This is a genomic window from Thermogemmatispora sp., assembly GCF_019683755.1.
GTDB lineage: Bacteria > Chloroflexota > Ktedonobacteria > Ktedonobacterales > Ktedonobacteraceae > Thermogemmatispora.
Genome location: NZ_JADGHT010000040.1, coordinates 1 through 20974, shown reverse-complemented (window position 1 = coordinate 20974; position 20974 = coordinate 1). Strand labels below are relative to the sequence as shown.

Below are 20974 nucleotides of genomic sequence, written 5' to 3'. Positions count from 1 at the left end.
CTACTCTGCCTGCTGGCGTCCGCAGTCCCCGCCCAGGCGGGCAATGGGGCCGGTACGGGGACAATTCGCGGTCATCTGGTGAATGGGACTCATAATAATGCTCCAGTAGCTAACCAAAGCGTAACATTGCAAATGGCGCAGGATGGTTCCGCGCGCGATCTCACAACACTTCGGACTAATAGCCAGGGCGCCTTTCTCTTTACTGGCCTGTCGACAGCCAATACGATCAAGTATGCGGTCTACACCCGCTATCAGGGCGCTCAATATGTCTCCGACCTGATCGATCTTAGCAAGCAAGCAGAGAAGCAGATTGAACTCACGGTCTATGATGCCAGCAGCGACAGTGCGAACGTGGCCGTAGTCCAGGCAACGATTCTGATTCATGAGCCTGATGCCAGTAAGGGGACATTCAGTGTTTCGGAGATCTACTTTTTCCAGAATGTGGGGAGAACGACTTACGTTGGGTCATTGAATGCCAGCCAGGGGCGTCCTAACGCTCTGCTCTTTTCGCTGCCCCAGGGGGCGCGTAATGTGGCCCTGGCCCAGGGTTTTAACAGTGTCGAAGCTGTCCAGGTCGCCGGTGGCTTTGCCTGCGATGCAGCGGTGCCGCCGGGAGAGACACAGTTTTCTTTCTCGTTTGAAGTGCCTTATCAGAGCACCAGCTATGATTTTGCTTATACCTTTTTCTATCCGACGGTTCAGCTCTCAGTTCTAACACCGCCGGCCCTGCAGGCCAGTTCGGGCGCCTTGCCCTCCAAGGGGCTGATGACGGCGAATAATCATCCCTATCTGCTGCTACAGAACCAGAATTTTCGCCGTGGCGACCAAGTGCATATAAAGCTACAAGGTCTGCCACTGAGCAGCAATCAGAGCCAAAGCAGCGGGCTGATACTAGTCCCGACCTGGGTCTGGATCGTCAGCGGCGTGCTGGTGATGCTGGTAATCATTGTCTTGTCCTCGCTTCTCTACCATCTCTTCCAGCGTTGGCGCGAGGGTAAGGGTCATGGTCGCCAGCATGTGCCGAGGCGTCCTTCTGCCGAGCGTGCGGAGTCGGCGAAAGCGTCCTTACGTCCAAAGGCCACCCCCACCAGCGATGAGCAGGATCGACTGCTGCGCCAGTTGCTGGAGCTGGATAAGGCCTTCGAGGAGGGGCGGCTCAAGAAGGCGGAGTATACAGAGGAGCGGGCGAGAATCAAAGAGCGTCTGCGCGTGCTGATGAGTCTTGAACAGGAAAAGGAGCACCGCAGTAGATCTAAGGAACATCAGGCCGTTGAGAGTTCGCGCTCACCTTCGAGCGGCAAACGTCGGACAGAGAAAAGCTGAACCAGGAAAGAGACAGCGCGGGAGGCTAATGCTGAGATCTGGCTGGGTCGGCCTGCCGCGCTCTCAGAGAGCACAGCTATGCGCCTGGCCAGCCGCTTTAGCTGATAGAGTAGATAGAGGACCGGAGAGGCGAGAAAGAGGAGCGGGATGACTGATACTGGTAGCAAAGAGCAGGCGAGGAAGCAGCGACCTGATCAGGCACGTGGGGAGCAATTTGTTGCGACCCCACTAGCCGGGCGTCAGGAGACAAGGCCCCAGTCCAAGGTAGGGCGTCCTTTGGTAGAGATTCAGAAGCTGAGTAAGAGTTTCGCCTTTCGTCCGGTACTGCGTGGCATCGACCTGAGTCTGCAGGCTGGTGAACGGCTCGCTTTGCTGGGCGCTAACGGAGCCGGGAAAACAACCCTGCTACGCGTGCTGGCTTGCCTGACACGCCCCTCAGGGGGCCATGCGCTGGTGGCTGGTCTCGACTGCGTGCATGACGCTCAAGAGGTACGGCGGCTGGTCGGTCTAGTGGCTCATCAGCCCTACCTCTATGAGGAGCTGACAGCTTTAGAAAACCTGCTCTTCTTCGCCCGCATGTACGGAGTGACAAGGGGACGTGAGCGCGCCCTGTCCTTGTTAGAGCGCGTCGGCCTGGCTCGCCGTGCCCATGAGCGTGTTCGCTTGCTCTCGCGCGGCCAGGTACAACGGCTGGCCCTGGCCCGTGCTCTCTTACATGAGCCGCGCCTGCTCTTGCTTGATGAGGCCGAAACAGGACTGGACGAAGCTGGCGTCGCTCTCCTCTCCAGACTGCTAGCTGAGCATATAGCCCAGGGCGGTGCGCTGATCTTGACTACCCATCGGCCTGAATTTGCTTTCCAACAGGCAGATCGGCTGGCGATGCTCAAAGGAGGACGCATCGTCTATCAGGCAGCTACAGCAGAACTGGAGCTGGCAGAGGTGCGCCACGCCTATCAGGAGGTAGTTGGCTGAGATGAACACGCTGAGCGCCCTTCGTCTTTTTTATGATCAAGTACTAGCGATTCTTGGAAAAGATATTCGATATGAGCTGCGCAGCAAGCAAACCTGGTTAGGCATGGGCCTCTTTGCTCTGCTGGTCTTTGTCATCTTCAATTTCGCCTTTGATCTACGTGTCGAGAATCGGGCTGCAGTGGCTCCTGGAGCGCTCTGGGTGGCCTTTGTCTTTGCCAGTCTGCTTGGCCTGGGCCGTACCTTCGCCGCTGAGCGCGAGGGTGGTTCTTTAGACCGTTTGCTACTCTGTCCTGTGGATCGTCGCGCCATCTACCTGGCGAAGTTGCTCGGCAACCTCCTCTTTATTGCAGTTGTCGAGCTGGTCGCCCTCCCCGTCTTCGCCGCGCTCTTCTCGATCTCGCTTTTCAGTGGCGAGTTGCTCCCTATCGTGCTGCTTGGGACGCTCGGCGTAGCGATCATCGGCACCCTCTTTTCAGCCATGACTGCCGTCACCCGTGCTCGTGAGCTGCTGCTGCCCCTGCTAGTCTTCCCGCTGATTGTTCCGGTTGTGATTGCTGCGGTGCGAGCTACGGGGGCGCTGATGCTTGTCGCACCTAACGAGCCGCCCTGGCTGGGACTGCTGGTCGCCTTTGATGTGATTTTCCTGAGCCTGGCACTCTTGACCTGCTCTTACGTCCTTGAGGAGTGAATAAAGTTTTGCCTGAGTTGTTGATGAGGGATGGCGGGTCGGCTGCCCGCAGGAGGAACATATGGCTGTGATTAATAAGACAGGCTCAGCCCACCACGAGCTTGCCGCGCCGACGAGGAGGCCGCCCTTGCCTCTTGTGTCGCTGCTGCTCAACGCTCTGGCTTGCGTGGGCATGATGCTTTCTATCTGGGCGATCTTTCTCTATGCCCCAACCGATGCCATCGAAGGTCTCTCACAGCGCATTTTCTACTTTCACGTGCCGGTGGCCTGGTTGGCAATGCTCTCTTTCGTGATCGTCGCGCTTGGAGGCGCGGTCTACCTCTGGCGCGAAGATGAGCGGTGGGACTGGCTGGCGCTGGCTGCGGCGGAGGCGGGCGCGGTCTTTACGACGCTAACACTGGTGACCGGCTCGCTCTGGGGCCGTGCCACATGGGGTACCTGGTGGACCTGGGACGCCCGTCTGACAACGAGCTTGATTCTTTGGTTCCTCTATATCGCCTATCTGATGCTGCGTAGTTATCTCGGCAAAACGCCGACGAGTGCACGAGCTGGTGCTGTGTTGGCAATCCTTGGTGTGATCGACGTTCCTATTATCTACGAGTCGGTGAACTGGTGGCGGACGCTCCACCCGGCTGCCGAGATCGGCACCCCTGGCGCCTTGCCGCCCTCGGTGGTGCTGGTCCTAATGCTCGCCCTGGTCAGCTTCACGCTCTTTTATGGCGCTCTGCTGATACAGCTCTATCAAATGGTGCGCCTCCAGTATCTGGCGTGGCGGCTCCGAACTCGCCTTCAGGTAGTCGACTAGGACAGGAGAGCGCTACACGAGCTGATTGCTCTCGATCGGGAACTGGAGTCATTGACCACGTGATCGAGAGCTAGTGAAGAGGAGGTTCTAGCAACGATGATATACATGGTCGTCGCCTACACCCTGGTATGGGCCGGGTTGTTCGCTTATCTAGCGTTCGTCTCGCTGCGGATTCGCGCCGTGCGCACTGAGTTGGCGGCGGTCGAGGAGCTGCTACACGAGCGCGAGGCAGGGCAGGAATAGTCAGCGCTCGCACCTCTCACGGGGAGGCGTTGGCCTCTCCTTTTCCATCGCTTCTACCTGCTTATCCAGCAGCCGGTATAAATTGTTTTGGTTTAGGAGTAAAGAGTATGGCAGCAACTGAGAGAAATCTTGAAGAGCCTGGTCAGCAGCCGTCGGCGTCGTCTCCCGCGTCGCTCAGGACAACGCCAGGCTACGTGGCCAACCTGGTGGTGGGGGATATACTCGTTTTTCTGCTCTTTGCCTTTGTTGGTCTGACGAGTCATCACGAGTTGGATGGCGGGGCACTCTTCTCCCAGATCGTGCAAGTGGCACTGCCTTTCATGCTGGGGTGGTTCCTGGTAGCGCCCTGGTTGGGAGTTTACCGTCGCAAGCTGGAGACCAGCACGCGTCTCATGACGTTCTATACGTTGCGGGCCTGGATTATCGCTTGGCCGGTGGCAATGGGGATGCGCTGGCTTTTCGTCGAGCGGCTACACCCTGTGCCTATTGATGCCTTCCTGACCTTCTCACTGGTAGTCTTCTTCACTGTTCTGGTGCTCCTGATGGTTTGGCGCTGGCCATTTGCCTGGTACCGGAGTGGGCGGGCCCGCGGCCTCCATTAGCCTCCAGCAGGGGCAGGCTGACCAGATGGTGGAGGGAGAGGCTCACGTCTAGTTGCTGATCTGGGCATTCGCTCCCTCTCCTCTGCTCCGCTCTGCTGGCTGGGTGCTCTCAAGTCTGCCTGTCTCGCCCAGCTCTCCCCCAGATTTACCAGTTCAAAGGCGTCCAGAAGGCTTCTATTGCAATCTGAGAGATGATACGCTATCCTCTCCGAAAGGAGAGTGGAGGCTTTCTTCACTTGCTTACTCGTTAGTTCACAACAACTGCATGCTGACCCTGACTCGCTTCAGGCTAAGGCATGGGCAGCAATCTGGCCAGCGACCCCCCTTCACTAGCCGCCGCAGTCGCACCGCGAGTGCAGCACGCTGAGGGAGACAGATGGCAGCGAGAGGGGCAGGTTGATGGCCTGCTCCGGTAGGCAGTAGCGAGCTGGATGAGTTGACCCCAGAGAAACCTGAGACAGCGGCGGGCTTTGTCAATCAGCGTCAGTAGAGCCGGACAGACAAGGCCGAGGACGCAGGGGCGTTCGCTCATGTGGCCTGTTTTCATCCAGCGACAGTCATTAGGCTCAGACAAGAGGAGAGAAGAGCGCCATGACGCAGGTGCCATCTGACCATGAGGCAGAGCCTCAGGCGGCTCTGGCCGATCTCACAAAGAAGCTGCGCAAGCGTGAGCGCCGCCTGCTCCAACGCCTGCAGAAGGCCCAGACAGCACGAGCAAAGGCGGTCGAGCGTTTGAATCGGGCCCAGGCCCGGCTCGAGAAGCGCACTGCTCGCTTGCAGCGTCTTGAAGAGCGACTCTCACTGGTTCGTCAGCAGCTTCAGACGCTGGAATCGTTGACCAAGGGAGTGCATGCGGGTCTCGCAGCGGGCGAGCCTGACATGAGTGCTCAGGAGGGCGAGAACGGCTTTTCTTCAGTATCAGAGAAGGAGAAAGAGTCAGCTCGCCAGGGAGATGCCCCTCTTTCCGCCCCCTCGGTGCCTGCCAGTATCGACACAAACGCTGCTTCTTCGCAGGCCAGTGAGGCTGCCAGTGGTAACCCAATGATCAATGAGCTGCAGGCCTTGACTCATCTTCTCCTCGAGGAGGGACGTCGCGAGGAGCAGCTTCGGGCAAGCTGGGAGCGATCTTGTCTCCCTTCTCCCCCGCCTCCAGGGACGGCTGAAGACACTTCCGCTCCCCCTAGCGACCAGCCCCAGACTGCCTTTGAGGCGGAAGCCAACATTTGGTCGGCCTTTGAGCAACATGCTGAGGATCTGGGGAAAGGGCGTGAACCCGACTGGGTGAGTCAGTTGGTCATAAGCAAGAGCGGCCTCGAAGAGGGGCTACGAGCCTCAGAGAGCGAGCTGAGCAAGCCAGATGCCCGCTCTATTGGAGAAGGCATCAGCGCGGTACCTACCACGGAGGAGCCGGACAGCCAGCCAGCCTTTCCTGCGACAATTGCACGCTCCGTCTCGCCACCAACTGAGCGATCGCAACAGGCGGCTCTCTATGGCTTTGACGAGCCTCCAGAGCTGCCCGAGGAGGTCGAGAGCGGTGATGAGGAAGCCGCTTTTTCGCCGATGACGTCCACTGTGCTTGCTTCTTCACTGCTGCCTGCTTCGCCTGCTGAGCTGGTACGTGAGGCGCGTGCTGCGGCAGAAGCAGCCGAGGAGGCCGCCAGGCTGGCGATCGAGCGGGCGGCTCTGGCGGCGGCCCGCCTGGAGCAGCTACCATCTGGCCGCCACCTCGTTCAGGAGCTGGCAGAGGTTGAGCAGGCGGTAGCCCAGGCAAGCCACGCCGCCGAGGTGGCTCAAACAACCGCGCGCGCGGTGGAGCGCTGGGCCCAGGCCATTAGCACGCCTGTGAGCACCTCCCCCCAAAGCGAAGTGACCAGCCAGCTTTCTCCGGCCCAGCAAGAACAGGGTGATCCATCCAACGAGTCGTCTACCTCGACCTCGGCCAGTACGACTGAAGAAGCGGGGCCTTCCACCGAGTTAATGTCAGCTCAGTCAGAGCAAGAACCGAGCACTTTTGATCAAGAGGTCAATCAACTAGAGGAGACTTCTCGGTCTCGGCTCGCGGCAGAGCAAGCTGATCTAGCTTCGTCTGCTCAAGATCAGGAGGAGAAGCAAACAGAGCCGGAGAAGATCGAACCGCCCACCGCCGCCCAAGAGCATACAGCAGAAGCCTCTGGCGAAGCAATGCCCGGCACTCTGCAGGCTGAGAAGGGTCTTGCCCAAGTGGCAACTTCTTCGGAGTTAACTGCCTCCAGCACAGCCATGACTCCCCTACCAGCAGCTTCCACCAGCTCGAAAGCCTTAGAGGAAGTCTCAGAGATCACCGCAGAGCCTCCGGCTCAGCAGATGCCCGCAGTCTTAGAGGAGGTGATAAGTACCTCGACACTTCGCGAGGAAGCTGGGCCTGAGCAGGATTCTGCTCCTGAGAAGGCTGATCAGGCCAAGAGCGGTGACGAGGGTTCAGCTTCAGCCGCCCACATTGAACCTGACCAGACCTCGACTGAGCCGCAACAAGCTGACGCCGAGGTAGACCGAGGCTAAGGAAAGGACAAGGGACAAAGGGTTCAAAGAGACCAAGGGGACGATGGGCTGCGACGGTGGCACGCGCTCTGCGGAGGCAAGCTTGCCCTAGTCAGGAAGGGAAAGACGCGGAGGTAGGGTTATTATGAATGCCGGGGTAGAAGGTGAGAGGCAGCCAGGCAAGAGGACAAATCAGTCTGTGAAGAGGGTGGGAGGTGCGCATGGTTCACAGGCGGTAACTGGGAGCCAGACTATTGCCGCCAGCAGCAATATGAGTGAGGATGAGGTGGCACGTCGCTGGTGGGCACTTCAACCCGGAAGCCTGCTCCCTTTGAGTGGAGGAGGTTCGCTGCTCCTGCTTTTTCCAGGGCGGCCCGGTGGCCGTTGTGGGCCAGATGTCCGCGACGCCGTTTTGCACGATGGGACCCAAGAGCTGGTCGGCGATGTTGAATTGCACGTACGCGCCAGTGATTGGCAGGCGCATGGCCACCAAAGCGATGCACGCTACAACAATGTGATTCTGCACGTCGTGCTGATTTGCGATCAGACCTTGCCTCCACGCCATCAAGACGGTAGCCCTCTGCTGGTCTGTTCGCTCTACGACGCGGTAATCACACCTGCCGACAGCTCATCGGTCTGCTGGCCCTGTCAGCGTCTCTGGCCCCAGATGGCTTCAGAAGAGCGCACGCACCTGCTGACTCTAGCTGGTATTTTGCGCTTCGAGGAGAAAGCCGCCCATTTTGTAAGAGCATTGCGCCTGGCGGAAGCTCTTGCCCCGTTTTCCACCTACGATGTTTGCCTGATCCAGGCCCTGGCTGAGGGCCTGGGCTATGGACGCGATCGCCGCTTTTTTCGGGCCTGTGGTCAGCGCTTGCTCGGCCTCACCAATCATCTTCCAGAACCAGAAGGGCACTCGCTAAGCCCGCCCCCATTGGATGCGGCTCGCCTTCGCACTCTGAGCCTGCTGATAGCCCGCTGGTCAGTGACGGGCGCTTGGGCTACGTTCAGACCGGCGCTAAGTAGCAAAACCACCAGGCGGGCGATCGCTGAGCTGAGGGCTGCTCTGGCGCCATTGAGCAGCACTCGCAGCGATATTCTGATCTGTAATGTAATCCTTCCTTTTGCTTACGCCATCGCCCTGACCGAGGCCAACACGGCTCTGGCTGAGCAAGCCAGACAGATCTATCTCAGCTATCCAGCGCTGCCAACTAATCAGATCACGCGCGCCATGTCGCGGCAGCTCCTACTGCCCAGCGAGCCGCGACAGGCCTGTCAACAACAGGGATTGCACCATATCTATCAGGAAACATGCCGAGCTAAACGCTGCGGCATATGTATGGCAGGAAAGAAGCTGCTATGACTCCACCGACAGGTAAAGAGCGCTTGGCTCGCTTTTTGGCCCACGCCGGTGTTGCCTCACGTCGCCATGCAGAAGCTCTCATCTTCAGCGGGCGCGTGCAGGTTAACGGCCAGACTGTGACCACACCGGCGACTCGCATTGATCCCGAACGCGATATTGTCACCGTCGACGGCCAGCCTGTCCAGAGGCAGGACTCACAGCATCTTTACCTCATGCTCCATAAGCCAGCAGGCTATGTCAGCACTGTGAGTGATCCCCAGGGACGGCCTACAGTTCTGGACCTATTGCCGGCAGAGCTGCGTCGTCAGCGGCTCTACCCAGTGGGACGACTGGATCTGGAGACTACGGGCTTGCTGCTCCTCACTAATGATGGTGACTTTGCGCTCCAGATGACGCATCCACGTTTTTCACCAGAGAAGCGCTATCACGCGCTTGTACAGGGACATCCCTCCGCCGCGACCCTGGAGCGGCTGCGTCAAGGGGTAGTCATCCAGGAGGACAATGGCCGCCTCTATCGCACCGCCCCCGTTGGGGTACAGCCGCTCCGGCGCACCGCCGCCGGTACCTGGCTGGAGCTGCGCCTGCACGAAGGGCGCAAACGCCAGATTCGGCGTATGCTTGCTAGCCTTGGCCACCCCGTCATCGCGCTGCAGCGAGTAGCGATCGGCCCGCTGTCGCTAGGCGACCTGGCACCTGGCGACTGGCGCCCGCTGACCGAGGGAGAAATTGCCTCGCTGCGCACCCAGACAAAACGGGCGACGACCTCTAGCCCAGAGCCAACCACTACGCCCACCACCAGCCAATTCCATAAGAAGAGCCAGACCTAAACCCAAGCGTGTAATCGTCCTGGTTCCTTGCCTGATGCACCAGGGAGGGAAGCACTTGATTACCCCCAGCCTCCTAGTCCCTGTCCCCCTTTGGTCTGCTTGAAGCGGAGGCAGCATCAAATTCAGCAGCAGGAACTACCCACTGCTTCCGACAGAGGCTTCCTCTTATTAGCGGAGGAAGAGATGGCCTGGCTGGCCTTATGGCCTTATATCTTCCTCCTCCTAGAGATGGTAAGAGCAAGAGCAAAGCAACCTGAGACAGCGAGCATACCAAACCTGGCTTCGCAACAAGCGCGTTTGCTCTGCACTTTAGCTCGAGTCAAGCGAGTCAAGAGAGATTTTCTATGCTAACAGCGCAGAGGCTGCTACGGCTCACCGAACGTCTCCAAGGCCTGCCTCAGAAAGACAGGCAGTATCTGCTGCTTGACTTTCTCCGCAAGGAAAGCACTGCCCGGCGTGGCCTGCTATTTCTGGTCGAGCCAGAAGTCCAGTGCCTGCGCCTGCTGGCAAGCAGCGGTCCCTTACCACGGCGGCCTAGAGCCGGCAACAATAGCCGGCGCCGCAGACATGTTCCCACCCTCTTGGCACTGAGTGGCCTCTTTGGCAGCGCAACCCGTCTGAATGAGGCGCTCTTTATCTCAGTGATCCAGCGGGAAGAGCAGATCTTACCAGAAGAGCGCTATTGGAGCAGTGAGGCCGAGCAGCTGCTCCTCTGTCCACTCAGCCAGGGCGCCTACCCCGCGAGGGGCCTTCTCGTTCTCTGCTTCGCTTCTAGGCAGAGTAATCAGCAAGCGGCCCAGGTTGCTGATCCTTCGACCCTGCTCGTAAGCCACCACTTCCAGCTCTGCCTGAAGCTGCTCGCGAGCACCCTACCATCGTTCACAAGCGCCATTGTTTGCGAGCAAGCGAGCGAGAAGAGAGCACAGAAACGTCGCCGAGGCGTTGCCGCCGTAGCTCCCGCGGCGACCAGATCGCTCTCCCCAGAATCCACTATCGAAGAAGAGCGGGCCCGCATTGCCCATAGCCTTCATGACGGTCTGGCCCAGGAATTAGCCCATATCCTGCACCAACTGGAGGCCGTCAGCACACTACAAGAGAAGCAGCCAGAGGAGGCTAAAAGGGCACTGAACGAAGTTCAGCAACAACTGCGCCAGAGCCTTGAGCGCTTGCGCGAAACGATAGCCACGCTGGCCCCCGCTCCACTAGGCGACCTTGGCTTTGAGCTGGCCCTGCACTCACTGCTAGAAGATTTTAAGCGAGCAGAACCGGCCATCATCCTGGAAGAATACCTAGAACAGCCGCTGACCCTCCCTCGCTTCCTGGAAGCGACAATTTTCCATGTAGTACAAGAGGCCCTGAATAACGTACGCAAGCACGCTCAAGCCAGTCACGTGAGAGTCAGCATACGGCAGCAAAAAGAGAGGCTCACCGTCAGCATCGAAGACAATGGGAGGGGCTTCCTGCCAGAACGACGCACCAGCGGTCTACAGTCCCAACTAGGGCTGTATTTTATGCGTGAGCGTGTCCAACAGGCCGGTGGCAGCTTAACGATCCAAAGCGCGCCGCAGCAGGGAACACGCCTTGAAGCGCACTTTTCACTGGATCTTGCAAGCGCGCCACCTACCTCACGCGAGCGCGAGATTCTCCAGCTCCTCAGCACCGGAGCAAGCAATCAAGCCATCGCTCGGCAGCTCTCACTAAGCGTCGACGCCGTTAAAGCCCACGTTCAGAGGCTCATGCGCAAGCTCAAGGCCCGCAACCGCATTCAGATGGTTGCCAGCGCCTTACGGCAGCATTGGCTAGAATGAGTAGCTTGATCCCACGCTCTATCGGCCTGACCCCTACCAGGGACTCGGCAGAGGGATAGCTGAATGGGAACAAACGAGTAAGGAGAAGGACTAGAAAATTGGAACCAGAAGCGTAATCACGGAAGGCAATATGAGCCTGCAGCCCCAAAGCGAGCGAGCCAGGAATCTACTTCTCTAACGTCTGCGATTGCGCTTCAAATCGCGTCCCACCTGCAGTACATCCTTTACCCGTTCGAGGCGGGCAATGACGCGCTGGAGTTGTTCCAGGCTGTCGATCTCCAGGGTAGCATTGATCACTGCCAGCTCGCGCGAACCGTTGGTGCGGGTAGACAAAGCAGCCATATTGATGCCCAGCTCAGCGATGGCGCTGGCAATATCGCGCATCAGGCCTGGGCGATCACGGGCCGTCATCACAATGGGCGCCAGATAGTGAGATTGCTCCACGCCGGCCCAGCTTACTGTGATCAGGCGTTCGCTGCTATGCTCGCGATAGCGGGCAATATTGGGGCAATCAGCACGATGCACAATTACACCGCGACCGCGGCTAATAAAGCCCACAATGGCATCACCTGGCAGAGGACAGCAGCAATTTGCCAGGCGCGTCAGCAACCCCGTGACCCCATCGACGCAGAGATTGACCGCCGGCGCCTCTTTGCCGCTGCTTGCTGGCAGCAGCGGCTCCTCCTCCTGGAAAGTGCCGTTCTCACGACTCTCGCGCTCGCGCCCATCGCGATCACGATCGCGGATCTGCAGATACTCGCCCAAGCGCACCGCCACCCAATGTTGACGGATCTTATCGCTGCCAATGGCTGCCAGCAGATCTTCAAAGGAAGTCAGGCGCGGCTCTCGCTGCTCGCGCTGAGCATTATACTCCTCCAGCAAGCGATCCTGCAGTTCTTCTGTCAGCGCCTCCAGCCCCCGGACTCCGAGAGCCTTCAGCTCACGATCGAGGCGCTCACGCCCAATCTGGATATTGATATCGCGCTCGTGGGCCTTCAGGTAGCGGCGAATATGGCTGCGAGCTGTTGCTGTGCGCGCGAAATTGAGCCAGTCGCGACTGGGATGGGCGGTGCGACTGGTGGTAATATCGACGATCTCACCATTCTTGAGCTCATAGTCCAGGGGGACCATGCGCGCCACCAACCGTTCACCCTCACCATCGCCGATCTCGGTAATGATGCGAGCGCCGGCGCAATGGTTGCCGATCTCGCTATGGATGCGATAGGCGAAATCGATCGGCGTTGAACCGACAGGCAGATCCTTGACCTCGCCTTTCGGTGTAAAGACAAAGATCTGCTCCGAGAACGGATCATTGCGCGACGTTTCCGGCAGCTCAGACTCACCGCTCTGCGAAGCCCGTAGCTCACGCTGCCACTCAGCCAGTTGGCGCAGCCAGGTTAACAACTCCTTAGCCGAAGGAGAGGCACGGTCACCGGCATCCTTATAGTGCCAGTGCATGGCCACGCCATACTCGGCGATCTGATGCATTTCAAAGGTGCGGATCTGAATCTCCACCAACTGATCGTCAAGGCAGAAGACCGTCGTATGGAGGGCCTGATAGCCGTTCGGCTTCGGATTGGCAATATAGTCCTTAATACGGCCCTCCTTGGGCTTCCAGAGGCTATGGATATGGCCCAGCGCCAGATAACAATCCTGGGTCGTCTCGACCAGAATACGAAACGCAATCACATCATGGATCTGATTCAGATCCAGGCCGCGCTTGAGATCCTCCAGGCTCTCCGTGCCGAGCAGGCTCGGCTGCGTAGGCAGGCCAGCGGCCCGCAAGATCTTCTTGTAGAAGCTGAAAAGGTGCTTAATGCGACCAGAGACCTCGACACGTTTGAGGCCGATAGAGGCCATCTCGCGGCGCAGAATCTCACAGACCTTCTCGACATAGGCCCCCCACTGCTTTTTCTCAGCCTCCATCTGATCGCGGACCCAGGCATATTGCACCGGCTGCAGGATCTCGAAGGCCAGATCCTCTAACTCGCACTCCACCCGCGACATCCCCAGGCGACCCGCCAACGGCGCATAAATCTCACGCGTCTCTCTGGCCATCGTCAGGCGCTCCTGGGGATCGTACTGGAAAGCAGGATCGCGCAGCATACGCATGGCGTGCAGGCGATAAGCCAGCTTCAACAGCACTACCCGTGGATCATCCGACATGGCCAGGAACATCTTGCGCACCGTCTCCGCCTGCTGATGCTGCAGCGCATCGCGATTGCGCCGCTTCCGGCTCTCACGGCTGCTCTCAACCTCAGAGCGGCCCGCTGGCAGCAACTGAGCCCCAACCTGCTTCTTGCGCTCCAGAATATTGAGGCGCAGCATGCTGCTCACCACACGCGCCACTGCGCGGCCCAGCTCCTCAGCGACGCGCTCCAACGAGAGCAGCTCAGCATCAACCGCTTCGAAGATCAACCCCGCGGCAACGCCGATAGCATCGATGCGCATCTCGGCCAGGATCAAGGCCACTCCTAGCGCATGTTCCAGAGGAGGAAGGGCACGCTTCCCCCTGATGCCGCGACAATGCTCCTGAGCCAGGCGCAAAGCGCGCTGCACTTGCTCTATCTCGCTAGGGGACATATATTCTTGGACGCGAGCCAGCAGGACTTCTGCTGCACGCTCGTCGGGGGGTTTCTCTCCAACGACAGTGGTCAGACCTCCGCCGGCCTCCACCTCCCCCCGTGTTCCCGCCGCAAACACGGATGAGCGCTCTCCCACTTGCCGGTCTGACTCGTGCTCGATCGTCATCTCGGCCATGTGCACATGTCTATATTTCATGCAGAGAATTGCAGGATTTAGTCCAGCGTGGATTCACTTATCGTTCTTCCAGGGTAGCCTTGCAAGAATCGCTAGAGGCCCTGCCACCTTCCTTTTTCGCCGATGTGCTCCTTGACTTTCACCAGGCAGTATCCCGGGCCTAGAGTGTCACAGGTTCTAGCATTACATCCTTTCAGATTATAGACCTTGCGGATAGCGTTGTCTAGCTGCTCTGACATGCGCCGATCTAGAGGAACCGCCTGGCAGCGCGCGCCAGAGCAAAGGTCTCCCTATCTAGCTGAGATCAAGACCTCTAAACCAGCCCAGGGTAAAGAGTACCATTGAGGTCAACACAACTATCGCTATTCCAGGGACGGGCAACAGTAGCTGGCGCAGGAACGGACTGTCCTGCCGCTATCGCAGGGGGAAGCTACCAGCCAGCAAACTCATCGGGCGCAGAGCGAGCGCCAGCGGAGCAGAGGGAGGCCTTTCAGCTCTATGCATCTAGACTAACCATTGCCGCCCAGCGATCTCAAGCGATCCCAGGGCAGGTTGCTACCAGCGTCGCAGACCGAATCAGCCTTTCGTCTCCCACTCAAGGTCACTTACCAGTAGACCATCCAGGCGGCTCCGAGAACATCCCTTCATCGCCCGTGCGGCTGCTGACTTTGCTACTCTGACCAGCTCGATGGCCCAGGTTACGCCGTACGCTGACAACGCTCTTTACCTGCAGCAGGCGCTTGAAAATGCGCTCGATTTGATCCACCGACTGGATCTCCATTGTAGCCGTAATCACAGCCTTCTGGAGGGCGGGATTTGTCGTTGAGGAGACAGCGGTCATGTTGATGCCTGCATCGCTGACCACCGCCGCCACATCGCGCAGCAAGCCAGCCCGATCACGGGCCACGATCGTAATAGGGGCCAGGTAAGACTGCGTCTTCACCTGTGACCAGTCGAGATCAAAGATCCGTCCTTTGACGCGCTCGCGGAAGCGCTGTAGTGTACGACAATCCTGCCGATGAACAATCAAACCCTTATTCGGACTTAGAAAACCGGCAATCGCGTCCCCTGGAAGGGGACAACAACACTGGGCGAGACGCGTAGCCACGCCGGGAGCAGGCTGTTTTTCAGCGGTATGCGTCTCTGTCGTCGTCGTAGCTGAGCGATGTCCATTGAGCACAGGACCGGAGGCAAGGGCCGGGAGTTCAGAACCAGCCTGGCCAGCGGGAGCCTCAGCTTTCTGCAAGGCCCCGCGTTCACGCAAGACGGCTAGCAGCTGCTCGACCAGGTCTTCTACTGGCAGGTCACCCCGTCCCAGAGCCACATAGAGGGCCTCAATTGACTGATACTTGCGCGCACTCGCCAACGGCAGCAGGTCCTCATCGCGCACGGCCTCCAGGCCAGCCGCGCCTGCCGCCTTCAGGGCCAGATCGAGCCGCTCGCGCCCAAGCTGCAAATTGATCTCACGCTCGTGATTCTTGAGATAGCGCTTGATCTTGGTCCGGGCATTGGCCGTACGCACGAAAGAGAGCCAATCACGCGTAGGATGAATGGCCTGATTGGTCACGATGTCAACAATCTCACCGCTCTTCAGCTCATAATCTAGCGGAACCAGGCGCGTCACCAAGCGCTCGCTATCGCCCAGACTGGTAATGATGCGAGCGCCCGCGCAATGGTCGCCAATATCCGTATGGATGCGATAGGCCATATCGACCGGGGTCGATCCGCGGGGAAGATCCTTAATTTCGCCTTTGGGAGTAAAAACAAAAATCTGCTCCTGAAAGATATCCCCCTTCACGGCCTCAATGAAGTCATCAGCGCTCTGAGGTAGCTCGCGCTGCCACTCGCGAAGCTGCTCGATCCAGGCGATCATTTCCCGATAGGAAAGGCGAGAGCCGCCGCGTTCACGCAGATACCAGTAGCTGGCGATTCCATAGTCCGCCGTACGCTGCATCTCATGGGTGCGGATCTGGATCTCAGCGAGGCGATCATCGAGGCAGAACACTGTGGTGTGGAGGGACTGATAGCCATTGACCTTCGGAGTTGCAATGTAGTCCTTAATGCGACCATCCTTTGGGCGCCAGAGCGCGTGGATATGGCCGAGGGCCAGATAACAATCGTGATCGCTATTGACAAGGATACGGAACGAGACCAGGTCATGCAACTGACTGACCTCACCGCCGCTCTGTAACAATTTGCGGTTGATACTGGCCAGATGCTTCTGCCAGGCCAGGACCTCAGCCTGGATTTCGGCGCGACGCATTTCCTCCTCAATAGCGCTACAGACAGCGTCGACATAGGGCTGACGTTTGCGCCGCTCCTCCTCAACCTCGCGCGCCAGACGCATGTAACGCTCCGGCTCTAGATAATAAAAAGCCAGGTCTTCCAGCTCAGCCTGCACCAGACCCATGCCCAAGCGCCGCGCCAGCGGGGCATAGATCTCACTGGTTTCACGAGCGATAATCTGCTGCTTGGCGGGCGGCATGGCACCCAGAGTTCGCATATTATGCAGACGGTCAGCCAGCTTAATAACAACAACGCGGGGATCTTCGGCCATAGCCAGCAGCATCTTGCGCACCGTCTCGGAGCGCAAGCGGCTTTTGAGATCACGCGCGGCCTCTTCAGTGCACGCGGCCTCGGAAGCGGAGGGACGCGCTCCAGAGCCGGCTCCAGGCTTGCCAGCCAGGGCATCGAACTTGGTTACGCCATCAACAATCGTGGCAACCGCTGGACCGAACTGGGCCTGGACCTCTTCAAGGGTGTAGTCGCTATCCTCCACCACATCGTGGAGTAAAGCGGCGACAATCCCGTCGGCGTCGATACGCATCCGAGTAAGGATCAGCGCCACCGCCAATGGATGCTGAATATACGGCTCACCCGAGCGGCGCCGTACCCCCATGTGGGCCCGATTCGCCAGCTCATAGGCCCGCTCGATCTTCTCTACATCCTGCGGCGAGAGATAAGCCCGCGTTTCCGCCAGCAGTTGCTCAAGGGCATCGCCTTCCAGATGCCCATCGGAGGGCTGATACGGATAGATTACAGTCCAGGTTCGTTGCTGCCGCTCTTGCCGAACCTGATTCTGCTGACTGGCGGTCTCCGAGGCTGTAGTAATGATCGTATCGGTGTCCACGCTCATATTCGGGGAAACCATCGAGGCCACGGACCGGCCATCAGTTCCTTCTGGCCCCATTAGGGTACCCGCCTCATGCCGGCTTCGATTGTGTTCACGTGAGTCCATATCTGGGTACCCAATCCTCTGCCTATGATGGCTATACTGTTCAACAAATTTAGCTGGCCGTTGAGAAATGTTAGACACCTGCCTGTGTATTACCTTGTAATTATAAGGTGCGAGGCATCACTGTCAAGCAGTCGACGGCGAGCGCCAACGAACGAAGAAAAGAAAGAGACAAGGCCAAGAACAGACCTTGGTCTTGTCCGTGAAGCAGATCATTCTTACAATGATTCCTACGTTCCGGGATCACCTTCCCTCACAGGAGCGCGTGCCACAAGCAGAGCCGCGCAGTGGAGGAAGGCCAACAGGGCCGAAGAAATCAGCCTTACCCTGTTGGTTTCGTGATGCTGGCCACGTTGCGGTCCCAGACGCAGACTGATAGCCCAGCCAGCCCGGCTTGGTCTTGGTGATCAGCGACCCATCCGTACCGTACCTGCCTGCCGTACCGGGTGCAGCAAGTGACTAGCGTCGCGCCATACGCGCTTTATCATAGCAGCTACTGCAGTAGACAGGCCGATCGTTGCGAGGGAGGAAGGGTACTTTAGCCTCCTGTCCACACTCAGCGCAGATCACCGTGTGCATCTCACGCGGCGCGCGCTCGCTCCGGCTGCCTCCTCCCGCCGCCTGACGCCGCAAGGCCCGACAGGACGGGCAACGCGCAGGCTGGTTCAGCAGGCCCTTTTGCTGGAAAAATTCTTGTTCCCCTGCTGTGAAGACGAATTCATTTCCGCAATCACGGCACTTGAGAGTCTTGTCGACGAAGCTCAACCAAGGACCTCCTTAGTGGTATGGTCGGTATCCTTTCAGGTCCATTCCTGGCCTCTGTCACCAGTCTGTTTGTCACCCTGAGCAGCGTGGGACCCATGCCTGATGGCACTGTGCGCAAGACCAGTCTCGGATTACCGCTTGAAAGCATACACCAACTTTTGCTGTTTTTCAAGTGATTCCAGTCCCAATCAGTCAGTGTTTTGATATTTTTACACGCTTTTCATGTGAAGTGGACCGCTTTACATTGATTTCACGATGTTTCTTTCTTTGTCAAACAGCTTCAATCGCGCGGGCAGACACTCTTTCTGCCAGGGTGGGACATTGCTTAAACCCTCCCGATTCGCTATACTGTTCTCAACAGAGGAGGTGCGCCCGGCAGGCCGGTGTCAATCTGTCCCAAGCTCGTTGTCCACTGCTATTCCGCTCCGCTGAGCTGGTCTAAGCTGCCCCTTCTTAGTGGGCGCTGAAGGCCTTTGCCATCCCGTTCGGCTGGTGGTCCTTTGGCCCTGCATGGCACGGCGCTGGCTCAGCCGACGCGCCTGAGCTGGGCTGGCTCCTCTCACCAGGTAAGCTCGTTGTTGCAAAGGGAGTGGCCTGTGGACGTACTCGCGGCTCGTTCCGGCCCGTTTGCTTTTACGATCGATGTTGAGAATCCGCCGGCGCCCTCGGCCCCTACCTGGGCCCGCGCTTGTACCTTGCAGACCCCTCACGGGACGATTCAGACGCCGATGTTTATGCCCGTTGGCACTCAGGCCACGGTGAAGTGTCTGACGCCCGAGGAGGTGCAGGCGGCGGGCGCACAGATTATTCTCGCCAATACTTACCATCTAATGCTGCGCCCTGGCTCGCAGTTGATCGATAGCTTCGGCGGCTTGCATCAGTTCATGCGCTGGCCCGGGCCAATACTGACCGACAGCGGCGGTTTTCAGGTCTTTAGTTTGGGCCACTTGCGCAGGCTGACCGAGGAGGGCGTGACCTTTAAGTCGCATCTCGACGGTTCGCTGCACCTGTTGACTCCTGAACGCGGCCTGGAGATTGAGGCTGAGCTGGGTGCCGATTTTGTCCTGCCTTTGGATATTTGCAGCGGTTATCCCTGCTCCCCGCAAGAAGCTCGCGCCGCTATGGAGCGCACTCACCGCTGGGCACTACGGGCCTTGGAGGCCTTTCAAGGCCATCCACACCGCCCGGAACGCCCGCAGGCTCTCTTTGGCATCGTGCAGGGCGCTTTTGAGCCTGAGCTGCGCCAGGAAAGTGCTCGTTTTATCGGCTCTCTTCCTTTCTTCGGTCTGTCGATCGGCGGCCTCTCGGTCGGCGAGCCAAAGGCGCTGATGTGGGAGCTGTTGCGTGTGACTACGCCTGCTTTGCCTCGTGAGAAGCCACGCCATTTACTGGGAGTCGGCTCGCCCGAGGACTTGATTATGGGAATCGATCTGGGCATGGATTTGTTTGATTGTGTGTTGCCGACACGGGTGGCCCGCCACGGCGGCCTCTTTACTCGTCGCGGACGGGTCAATATTAAGCGCGCTCGCTTCCGCACTGAGCATGGCCCTGTCGAGGAAGGTTGCGATTGCTATACGTGCCGTAACTATAGCGCTGCTTATCTGCATCACTTAGCACGAGCAGAGGAGCAGCTCTATTATCGCCTCGGCAGCATTCATAATTTGCGTTTCATGTTGCGCCTGGCCACGGAGGCGCGGACAGCGATTCTGGCAGGAACCTTTCCGGCTTTCCGCGATGCCTTCCTGGCCAGCTATGTCCCAGCCTCGGAGACAGCACGCGAGGAGCAGCGGGCGAAGTGGCTGGCGCGTGCGGCCTCCCGCGCTCTGTCGTCTTGATCCTGATGGACCCCTTGCTGTTCAGTTAGAGAAGGATAGCAGCTTATGGCCGAGATGTTTCGCTTTCTGGATACCGGTGTGCGCGATGCGGCCTTGAATATGGCCATTGATGAGGCGATCTTGATTCACCACCTGCACGGAGAAGTGCCGCCAACTTTGCGCGTTTTTCGCTGGTCACAGCCATCGATTTCGCTAGGGCGCTTTCAGAATGTGGAACGCGAGATTCTGAGCGAGGTTTGCCGCGAACGCGGCGTAGCTCTGGTACGCCGCCCGACAGGTGGTCGCGCCGTCTATCACCGCGATGAATTTACCTACAGCATTGTGATTAGCCGGCGCTATGGGGTGCCTTCCGGTGTAGTGGCTGCCTATGCCTATCTGGCCCGCGGTTTATTGGAGGCGCTGGCCTTGCTGGGAGTGCAGGCCGAGATCAGCGATGGCCGGGTGCATAAGCATCCTTCAGCCGCTTGCTTTGCTTCGTCCACTCAGGCGGACTTGACGAGCGGCGGCTATAAGCTGGTGGGCAGTGCCCAGGTCTGGCGGGAGGACGCTCTGCTACAGCAGGGATCACTACCTCTGGATGACCGCGCCGAGGAGTTCTACGCTCTACTGCGCTTCCCCGATGAGGCTGCACGAGCCGAGGCCCTGGCCATGTATCGCCAGAAAACTCAGCCACTTCATGCCTTTGTGCCTGCAGTGAGCTGGGACCAGGTAGCGGAGGCGTTCCGCCGGGGCTTCAGTCAGGCGCTGGCACAGGAGTTTGTGCCGGCTGAGCTGAGCCGCTCTGAGCTGGAACTGGCCGAGCAGCTCGTGGCCGAAAAATATAGTCAGCTGGAATGGCGCAAAGAGCGCGTGACCCTGGTTTGAGTAATGATGGTCGCTCGCTCTCCCAGCTTAGAAAAGGCTGAGCTGAATAGGGGCTGCTTTCTGAGCCTGGACCCGTTGCGGCGGATAGAATACACCAATAATAATGAAAGGGTTAGGACTTATCTTATGATACTGGCGGGTCGTGCCTAAAAAAAGATACAGGTCTCTTGTAGAGCAAAACTCTTCCAGATATTTGTGACGCACAAGACGATTGGCCTCAACTTCATCGCCATGAGTGTTGCTCAGGCAGTTCCAGTATAGTGCACCCAGCTCCCAGTCCTCTATCAAGAGCTTGTGTGGCTTCTTATCGCCACGGCTCATAAAGATGTAGTAATACTTGTAAGGTAGTTTTTTAATTGGGACTCTTCTC

At 58.5% G+C, this 20974-nt stretch carries 15 protein-coding genes and 1 pseudogene; 12 read left to right on the top strand and 4 right to left on the bottom strand.

The genetic code is table 11. From position 1 onward, the window contains the following. The 10 genes from IRZ24_RS04950 to IRZ24_RS04905 form a co-directional block, all read left to right on the top strand. The coding region (locus IRZ24_RS04950) for a carboxypeptidase-like regulatory domain-containing protein (protein ID WP_297160844.1) at nucleotides 1–1323 on the top strand (1323 nt) is incomplete at its 5' end. Nucleotides 1324–1470: 147 nt separating this feature from the next. Further along, the gene (gene ccmA, locus IRZ24_RS04945) at nucleotides 1471–2295 is read left to right on the top strand and encodes a heme ABC exporter ATP-binding protein CcmA (protein ID WP_297160843.1); all 825 of its coding nucleotides are present in this window, start codon (nucleotides 1471–1473) and stop codon (nucleotides 2293–2295) included. A 1-nt stretch (nucleotide 2296) separates the two neighbouring features. Continuing rightward, nucleotides 2297–2983 carry a heme exporter protein CcmB gene (locus tag IRZ24_RS04940; RefSeq protein ID WP_297160842.1) on the top strand — a complete coding sequence of 229 codons (687 nt, stop codon included), beginning with the start codon at nucleotides 2297–2299 and terminating at the stop codon, nucleotides 2981–2983. Nucleotides 2984–3044: 61 nt separating this feature from the next. Continuing rightward, entirely contained in the window at nucleotides 3045–3788 is a 744-nt protein-coding gene (ccsA, locus tag IRZ24_RS04935; protein ID WP_297160841.1) for a cytochrome c biogenesis protein CcsA, read from the top strand. Between the two features lie 96 nt (nucleotides 3789–3884). Beyond that, complete coding sequence (locus tag IRZ24_RS04930) at nucleotides 3885–4031, top strand: hypothetical protein (protein WP_297160840.1); 147 nt, start codon at nucleotides 3885–3887, stop codon at nucleotides 4029–4031. Between the two features lie 107 nt (nucleotides 4032–4138). After that, the gene (locus tag IRZ24_RS04925) at nucleotides 4139–4633 is read left to right on the top strand and encodes a DUF3054 domain-containing protein (protein ID WP_297160839.1); all 495 of its coding nucleotides are present in this window, start codon (nucleotides 4139–4141) and stop codon (nucleotides 4631–4633) included. Between the two features lie 591 nt (nucleotides 4634–5224). Then, a complete protein-coding gene (locus tag IRZ24_RS04920; RefSeq protein ID WP_297160838.1) occupies nucleotides 5225–7171 on the top strand; it encodes a hypothetical protein in 1947 nt (648 codons plus the stop codon). A gap of 178 nt (nucleotides 7172–7349) precedes the next feature. Then, the gene (locus IRZ24_RS04915) at nucleotides 7350–8510 is read left to right on the top strand and encodes a DUF2851 family protein (RefSeq protein ID WP_297160837.1); all 1161 of its coding nucleotides are present in this window, start codon (nucleotides 7350–7352) and stop codon (nucleotides 8508–8510) included. Then, nucleotides 8507–9337 (top strand): pseudouridine synthase, encoded by an 831-nt coding sequence (locus tag IRZ24_RS04910; RefSeq protein ID WP_297160836.1) that lies wholly within the window; start codon nucleotides 8507–8509, stop codon nucleotides 9335–9337. The genes IRZ24_RS04915 and IRZ24_RS04910 overlap by 4 nt, the downstream gene beginning before the upstream one ends. A gap of 344 nt (nucleotides 9338–9681) precedes the next feature. Next, nucleotides 9682–11145, top strand: a complete 1464-nt coding sequence (locus tag IRZ24_RS04905) for an ATP-binding protein (RefSeq protein WP_297160835.1) — start codon at nucleotides 9682–9684, stop codon at nucleotides 11143–11145. A 174-nt stretch (nucleotides 11146–11319) separates the two neighbouring features. Here the strand turns inward: IRZ24_RS04905 and IRZ24_RS04900 are convergent, their stop codons facing one another. The 3 genes from IRZ24_RS04900 to IRZ24_RS04890 all read right to left on the bottom strand — a co-directional run bounded on the left by IRZ24_RS04900 (nucleotide 11320) and on the right by IRZ24_RS04890 (nucleotide 17905). Beyond that, the gene (locus IRZ24_RS04900) at nucleotides 11320–13926 is read right to left on the bottom strand and encodes a bifunctional (p)ppGpp synthetase/guanosine-3',5'-bis(diphosphate) 3'-pyrophosphohydrolase (protein WP_297160834.1); all 2607 of its coding nucleotides are present in this window, start codon (nucleotides 13924–13926) and stop codon (nucleotides 11320–11322) included. Between the two features lie 580 nt (nucleotides 13927–14506). Then, nucleotides 14507–17143, bottom strand: coding sequence for a bifunctional (p)ppGpp synthetase/guanosine-3',5'-bis(diphosphate) 3'-pyrophosphohydrolase (locus IRZ24_RS04895; protein ID WP_297160833.1), 2637 nt, complete (start codon nucleotides 17141–17143; stop codon nucleotides 14507–14509). 456 nt (nucleotides 17144–17599) lie between these two features. Beyond that, nucleotides 17600–17905, bottom strand: coding sequence for a zinc-ribbon domain containing protein (locus IRZ24_RS04890; protein ID WP_297160832.1), 306 nt, complete (start codon nucleotides 17903–17905; stop codon nucleotides 17600–17602). Between the two features lie 596 nt (nucleotides 17906–18501). On the opposite strand from IRZ24_RS04890, the gene tgt reads away from it, so the two are divergent. Together tgt and IRZ24_RS04880 are read left to right on the top strand one after the other, a co-directional pair. Then, nucleotides 18502–19740, top strand: a complete 1239-nt coding sequence (tgt, locus tag IRZ24_RS04885; protein WP_297160831.1) for a tRNA guanosine(34) transglycosylase Tgt — start codon at nucleotides 18502–18504, stop codon at nucleotides 19738–19740. 45 nt (nucleotides 19741–19785) lie between these two features. Continuing rightward, entirely contained in the window at nucleotides 19786–20604 is an 819-nt protein-coding gene (locus IRZ24_RS04880) for a biotin/lipoate A/B protein ligase family protein (protein WP_297160830.1), read from the top strand. A 27-nt stretch (nucleotides 20605–20631) separates the two neighbouring features. Here the strand turns inward: IRZ24_RS04880 and IRZ24_RS04875 are convergent. Further along, nucleotides 20632–20974 (bottom strand): annotated as a pseudogene (locus IRZ24_RS04875) (hypothetical protein); the annotation flags it as partial.